The organism is Micromonospora sp. AMSO31t, from assembly GCF_008868175.1.
Classification (GTDB): domain Bacteria; phylum Actinomycetota; class Actinomycetes; order Mycobacteriales; family Micromonosporaceae; genus Micromonospora.
Genome location: NZ_WBKT01000068.1, coordinates 23,077 through 29,228 on the forward strand (window position 1 = coordinate 23,077; position 6,152 = coordinate 29,228).

6 protein-coding genes and 1 pseudogene are annotated in these 6,152 nt (G+C 74.1%); 6 read left to right on the forward strand and 1 reads right to left on the reverse strand.

The genetic code is table 11. The features are described 5' to 3' along the window. The first annotated feature begins 38 nt into the window (after positions 1-38). The 4 genes from F8274_RS16870 (at position 39) to F8274_RS16885 (ending at position 4,886) form a co-directional block, all read left to right on the forward strand. The gene (locus F8274_RS16870; RefSeq protein ID WP_192579867.1) at positions 39-1,154 is read left to right on the forward strand and encodes a Xaa-Pro peptidase family protein; all 1,116 of its coding nucleotides are present in this window, start codon (positions 39-41) and stop codon (positions 1,152-1,154) included. Further along, positions 1,151-2,293, forward strand: coding sequence for an acyl-CoA dehydrogenase family protein (locus tag F8274_RS16875; protein WP_151463350.1), 1,143 nt, complete (start codon positions 1,151-1,153; stop codon positions 2,291-2,293). The genes F8274_RS16870 and F8274_RS16875 overlap by 4 nt, the downstream gene beginning before the upstream one ends. 90 nt (positions 2,294-2,383) lie before the next feature. Beyond that, entirely contained in the window at positions 2,384-2,893 is a 510-nt protein-coding gene (locus F8274_RS16880) for an Lrp/AsnC family transcriptional regulator (protein WP_151463351.1), read from the forward strand. Positions 2,894-3,176: 283 nt separating this feature from the next. Further along, complete coding sequence (locus F8274_RS16885) at positions 3,177-4,886, forward strand: CDP-glycerol glycerophosphotransferase family protein (protein ID WP_151463352.1); 1,710 nt, start codon at positions 3,177-3,179, stop codon at positions 4,884-4,886. A gap of 135 nt (positions 4,887-5,021) precedes the next feature. On the opposite strand, the gene F8274_RS16890 is transcribed toward F8274_RS16885, so the two are convergent. Further along, a complete protein-coding gene (locus tag F8274_RS16890) occupies positions 5,022-5,633 on the reverse strand; it encodes a histidine phosphatase family protein (protein WP_151463353.1) in 612 nt (203 codons plus the stop codon). 155 nt (positions 5,634-5,788) lie between these two features. Here F8274_RS16890 and F8274_RS16895 point away from each other — a divergent pair, with 155 nt between their 5' ends. Beyond that, positions 5,789-5,983, forward strand: a complete 195-nt coding sequence (locus tag F8274_RS16895) for a CsbD family protein (protein WP_151463354.1) — start codon at positions 5,789-5,791, stop codon at positions 5,981-5,983. A gap of 87 nt (positions 5,984-6,070) precedes the next feature. Then, positions 6,071-6,152: pseudogene (locus F8274_RS16900) on the forward strand (hypothetical protein); the annotation flags it as partial.

Sequence of the window (6,152 nt, forward strand, 5' to 3'; positions counted from 1 at the left end):
CACCGGGGTCCCGCGACCGCCCAAACGACCGTTAAGCTCTGGGGGTGGGAACCGACGAGCTCTACCCGGCCGAGCGGCTGGCCGCCGCCCAGCGCGCCACCGCCGCCGCGGGGCTGGACGCGCTGCTGCTCACCCCCGGCTCCGACCTGCGCTACCTCACCGGCTACGACGCCCACGAGGGGGAGCGGCTCACCTGCCTGGTGGTCCCCGCCCAGGGTGAGCCCACGCTGATCGTGCCGGTGCTGGAGCGCCCCGGCGCCGAGGCCGCGCCCGGCGCCGGATACCGGATCGTCGACCACGCCGACGGCACGGACCCGTTCCCGCTGGTGCGGGCCGCGCTGCCCGGCCCGGCCGCCGCCGTCGGGCTGGCCGACCGGATGTGGGCCGAGCACGTGCTCGCCCTGCGCGCCGCGCTGCCCGAGGCGGCCCAGCGGCTCGCCTCCGAGGTGCTGCGCGAGCTGCGGATCCGCAAGTCGCCCGCCGAGGTGGCCGCCCTGGCCGAGGCGGGCGCCGCGATCGACGCGGTGCACCGGCGGATGGGGGAGTGGCTGCGCCCCGGCCGGACCGAGGCCGAGGTGGCCGCGGAGATCGCCGCCGCCATCCGCGCCGCCGGGCACGTCCGCGTCGACTTCGTCATCGTGGCCGCCGGCCCGAACGGCGCCAGCCCGCACCACCAGACCGGCGAGCGGCCGATCCGGGCGGGCGAGCCGGTGGTGGTCGACATCGGCGGCACCATGCCCGCCGGCTACCGGTCCGACTGCACCCGCACCTACGTGGCCGGCGGCCCCGCCCCGGCCGAGTTCGCCGACTACTACACGGTCCTGCACGAGGCGCAGCGCGCCGCCGTGGCGGCCGTCCGCCCGGGGGTGACCGCCGAGGCGCTCGACGCGGTCGCCCGCGACCTCATCACGGCCGCCGGTCACGGCGACGCGTTCCTGCACCGCACCGGGCACGGCATCGGCCTCGACACCCACGAGGACCCGTACGTCGTGGCCGGCAACCCCCGACCGATCGAGGCCGGCATGGCGTTCTCGGTCGAACCCGGGATCTACCTCGCCGGGCGGCACGGCGCCCGGATCGAGGACATCGTCGTCTGCACGACGGACGGCGGGCAGCGGCTCAACACCACCCCCACGGAGCTCATCGCGCTATGACTGTCGACCGGATCCTCCCCACCGACGAGGCCCACGACCTGCTGGACCTCGCCACCGAACTCGCCGACCGGGAGCTGGCCCCCAGGGCCGCCGGCTTCGAGGAGCGCGCCGAGTTCCCCCGTGAGGTGCTGCGCACCCTGGGCCGGGCCGGCCTGCTCGGCCTGCCCTACGCCGAGGAGCACGGCGGCGCCGCCCAGCCGTACGAGGTCTACCTCCAGGTGCTGGAGATCCTGGCCAGCCGCTGGCTCGCGGTCGCCGAGGCGGTCAGCGTGCACACCCTGTCCTGCTACCCCCTCGCCCAGTTCGGCACCGACGCGCAGCGCAAGCTGCTGCCCGACATGATCGGCGGCGAGCTGCTGGGGGCGTACTGCCTCTCCGAGCCGCAGGGCGGCTCCGACGCCGCGGCGCTCACCACGAAGGCGGTCCGCGACGGCGACGACTACGTGGTCTCCGGCACCAAGGCGTGGATCACCCACGCCCGGGTCGCCGACTTCTACAACATCTTCTGCCGCACCGGCGGCCCCGGCCCGAAGGGCATCTCCTGCCTGCTGGCCGACCGCAACACCCCCGGCATCCACCCGCAGGCCGCCGAGCGCACCATGGGCCTGCACGCCTCGCCGGTCGCCCAGATCGCCTTCGACGACGCCCGGGTGCCGGCCGAGCGGCTCCTGGGCGGTGAGGGGGCCGGCTTCACCATCGCCATGTCGGCGCTGGACTCGGGCCGGCTCGGCATCGCCGCCTGCGCGGTCGGCCTGGCCCAGGCCGCCCTGGACTACGCCGTCGGCTACGCCCGGGAGCGCCAGCAGTTCGGCCGGCCGATCCTCGACTTCCAGGGGCTCGGGTTCACCCTGGCCGACCACGCCACCCAGATCTCCGCCGCCCGCGCCCTGACGCTGGCCGCCGCCCGGCTGCGCGACGCCGGCCGGCCGTACTCGATCGAGGCGGCGAAGGCGAAGTTGTTCGCCACCGACATGGCCATGCGGGTGACCACCGACGCGGTGCAGGTGCTCGGCGGCGCCGGCTACGTCGCCGACCACCCGGTCGAGCGGTACATGCGCGAGGCGAAGGTGCTGCAGATCGTCGAGGGCACCAACCAGATCCAGCGGCTGGTCATCTCCCGGTCCCTGGCCAGGGGCTGATCGACGCGGTGCGCGACAGCCGGCCCGCGCAGCGTCACGGCGGCGGGCCGGGTGCGGCGTGGGAGCGCTATTCCAGGTAGGTTGCACCGCGTGGAGGAGATCGACCGCGCCATCGTCGCCGCACTGACCGGAGACGGTCGGCTGTCGTACACGGACCTGGCCGAGAAGGTGGGGCTGTCGGTGTCGGCCGTGCACCAGCGGGTCCGCCGGCTGGAGCAGCGCGGGGTCATCAAGGGCTACGCGGCCCGCGTCTCGTTCGAGGCGCTGGAGCTGCCGCTGACCGCGTTCGTGGCGATCCGGCCGTTCGACCCCTCGCAGCCGGACGACGCCCCGGAGCGGCTGGCCCACCTGCCGGAGATCGACTCGTGCTACTCGGTGGCGGGGGAGGACTTCTACCTGCTGCTGGTGCGGGTGGCCAGCCCGGCGGACCTGGAGCGGGTGCTGCAGGAGATCCGCACGTCCGCGAACGTCACCACCCGCACGACCGTGGTGCTCTCCACCCCGTACGAGCATCGCCCCCCGAAGGTCGGCCCGGATCCGGTGGACCAGCACCGGCTCCGTGGTGTCCCGGCCGGGTCGGCGGGCCCGCAGCCGGGCTGACCGCGCCCGAGCGAGCGAAGATCACCTTCGCGGCCGGCCCGGGACGGAGGTCACCGGGCGGCGGCAGGTGAGTGCGCGCGTGCGTCGGCGGGCCGCAGGGCTCGAAGTGGTCCGCCGGCGTCCGCCTACGCTGTGAACCATCGTCCACCGGGCCGTGGGGGCCCGGTGGGCGGGTGAGCCAGTTGGAGAAGGAGTTGGCGTTGCGACAGAAGTTCCTGGCAACCTGCCGGGGTCGGGCGGGGCGGCTGCGGTGTGCCGGCCCCTGGTCGGCGGGGATCGGGCGATGACCGTTTCGAGGCCGGGCCGGTCCCGGTTCAGCGGATGGCTCGCGGAGGCGCGGACGTCGGCCGCCGGCGAGCGGCTTCCCGCCTCGGTGGTCGAGGTGACGGCGCTTGCCGCCCTGCTGCTGGCGGCGGTGGGAAGCTCCCGCCTCTGGGCGCTTCCCCCGGCCGTTCTCGCGCTCGCCCTGCTGGCCTGGATGTGGCGCGGCGGTTCGGCGGCCGCCGGGACCGCCGTCGCGGGGCGCATCCTCCTGCTCGCCTGCGCGTACCTGCTCGGCGCGGTGCACGGCAGTCTCGACCCGGCCCTGGCCGTCGGTGTCGCCGTCGCCGGCCTGGCGATTCTCAGCGAACCGCTGCTGGCCTCCGTGTCCGAGGCGGTCTACCCCGTCGCGGCCAACCTGCCCGGAAGCGGTTCGGGGGCGGACCGCAGCCCCAACCTGAGCCGGGTGGCGCTGGCCAACGGCGTCGCCGTGGTGGCGGCGCTGGTCTGCGCGTTCACCGGCCTCGTCGGGTGGGTCGCGCTGGTGGTGGCGGCAGCGGCACTCGGGTTGACCCTGCTCACCGGGTTGCAGGCGCTGCGCAGGGTGCGGGCGCGGCGCAGCCGGGAGGCGAAGCTCCTTGCCGCGCTGACCGCCTACGAGCCGGCCTTCCTCGTGCACTGGAACGCGCCCGCCGGCACCGCCTACCAGCTCGCGATGTGGCTGCCCTACCTGGAACGCCTCGGCCGGAAGTTCTTCGTGCTGGTACGCAACCAGACCAACTTCCACGAGGTGACGGGTCTCACCAAGGCCCCGGTGGTGCTGCGGATGGGGCTGAACCAGATCGACGACGTCATCGCCCCGTCGCTGCGGGCGGCCTTCTACGTCAACACGGCGACGATGAACAACCACGTCCTCCGGTACACGAACCTCAAGCACATCCAGCTCAACCACGGCGACAGCGACAAGGTCCCGAGCCACAACCCGGTCTTCCGGATCTACGACAAGAACTTTGTCGCCGGTCAGGCCGCGATCGACCGGTTCGCGGCCAACGGGGTGAGCATGCCGGCGGAGATGTTCACGATCGTCGGGCGCCCTCAGGTGGAGAACGTCGCCATCGCCACCGAGCCGATCGGCTCGATCGCCAGCCCCCGGGTCCTGTACGCCCCGACGTGGGCCGGCTTCTACGCCGACTCGAACTATTCGTCCCTGCTGGTCGGCTACGACATCGTGAAGGCGCTCGTGGCTCGCGGGTGCAGCGTCGTGTTCCGGCCGCATCCGTACAGCCGGCGGTCGGCCGAGTTGGCCCGCGAGTGCGACCGCATCCGGACGCTGCTGGCCGAGGACCGGCGGACGAACGGACGGCCGCACGTCTTCGGCGCCGAGGCCGAGGTGTCGATGACGGTGGCGGACTGCTTCAACGCGTCGGACGCGATGGTGTCGGACGTGTCGAGCGTGGTGGCGGACTACCTCTACTCGGAGAAGCCCTTCGTGATGGTCGCCGTCTCGGTGCCGGGGGCCCGGTTCCCGGAGGCGTTCCCGCTCGCGCGGGCGGCCTACGTGATCGACGCCCACGGCGGCCGGCTGCAGGGACTCGACGCCGTCCTCGACGACTTTCTGGGCAGCGACCCGCTCGCCGCCGCCCGCCGCGACCTCAAGAAGTACTACCTCGGGGACATCCCGGCGGACCGGTACGCGCAGCGCTTCCTCGACGAGGCTTCGCGCTACCTCTGACGGCGAGCGCCGGGCCGCCCACGACCGGCTCCGGTTCGGCATGGAGGCTGAACCGGAGCCGGTGGTCCGTGCGGCTGCTCCCGGCACGACTGCGCGGCGGGTGTTGCCGCCCCGACGGGAACCGGCCGCCGCGGATCAGTGCCGAGCGGCCCGTTCGGGGCCGGGCGTGGTCGTCTGCGGGACCGGCTGGTTCCAGCGCAGGACGACCCGCCGGCCGTGCTCGTGGCCGAGCACGCTGACGGTGGCGGTGTCCAGCCGCAGCAGCCCGCCCGCGGACGGGGGGAGGCCGATCCAGCGTGCGCCGAGCACCCGCAGGCTGTGTGCGTGGCCGACCAGCGCGACGCTGCCCCGCTCCAGCAGGGGGGCCACCCGGTCGAGCACCCGGTCGAGCCGGGCGCCGACCTCGGCCGGTGACTCCCCGTCAGGGCAGCCGTCGGTCCAGATGTTCCAGCGGGGGTTCTCCTCGTGGATGTCCACGGTGGTGCGTCCCTCGTAGGCGCCGTAGTCCCACTCGACCAGGTCGGGGTCGGTGGCGTCGACGGTGAGCCCGGCCAGGTGCGCGGTGCGGGTTGCGCGCTGCCGGGGACTGGACAGGACCCGGACGAAGCGCCGGCCGGCGAGCGCGACGGCGAGCGCCTGGGACTGTCGCTCGCCGTCGGGGGTCAGCTCCAGGTCGGTGTACGAGGTGTGCCGGCGGCTGGCGCTCCAGGTGGTCTCGCCGTGCCGGATCAGCAGGATCTCGCTCACCCGCCCAGTCAACCACGGCCCGGCCGTCGGGACCCGCCAGCGCTGGAACCTATCTTCCTAGGATGCCTTACGGGGTGTGCGCCCCCGCACAACGTTTGGGGGGACCGGCACCGGGGACGCAACCGGCGGAAGCCCGAACGAGCCGAGGAGGCGGGATGAGCTTCACCGACAAGGCCAAGAGCCGGGCCCAGGAGCTGGCCGGCGCGGCCAAGGAGCGGATCGGCGACGCCACCGACAACGAGCGGTTGCGGGCCGAGGGCGCCAACGAGCAGAGCACCGCCCGGGCGCGGCAGGCCGGGCAGAACGTCAAGGAGGCCGGGCGCAACGTCCGCGACGCCTTCGACAAGTGACCCGTACGACGGCGGGCCCCCGGATCACCGGGGGCCCGCCGTCGTACGCGTGCCGTTCGGGGGTGGGGGTCTGGTTAGGGTCGCGGGGTGACGGTTCTGCGTTCCCTCGTGTTGTTCGCGCTGGCCGCGGTGGCGGAGATCGGGGGCGCGTGGCTGGTCTGGCAGGGCT

Coding starts and splice junctions, on each gene's coding strand:
- F8274_RS16875 (WP_151463350.1), top strand. CDS start 1,151: ATGACTGTCGACCGGATCCTCCCCACCGACGAGGCCCACGACCTGCTG.
- F8274_RS16885 (WP_151463352.1), top strand. CDS start 3,177: ATGACCGTTTCGAGGCCGGGCCGGTCCCGGTTCAGCGGATGGCTCGCG.
- F8274_RS16895 (WP_151463354.1), top strand. CDS start 5,789: ATGAGCTTCACCGACAAGGCCAAGAGCCGGGCCCAGGAGCTGGCCGGC.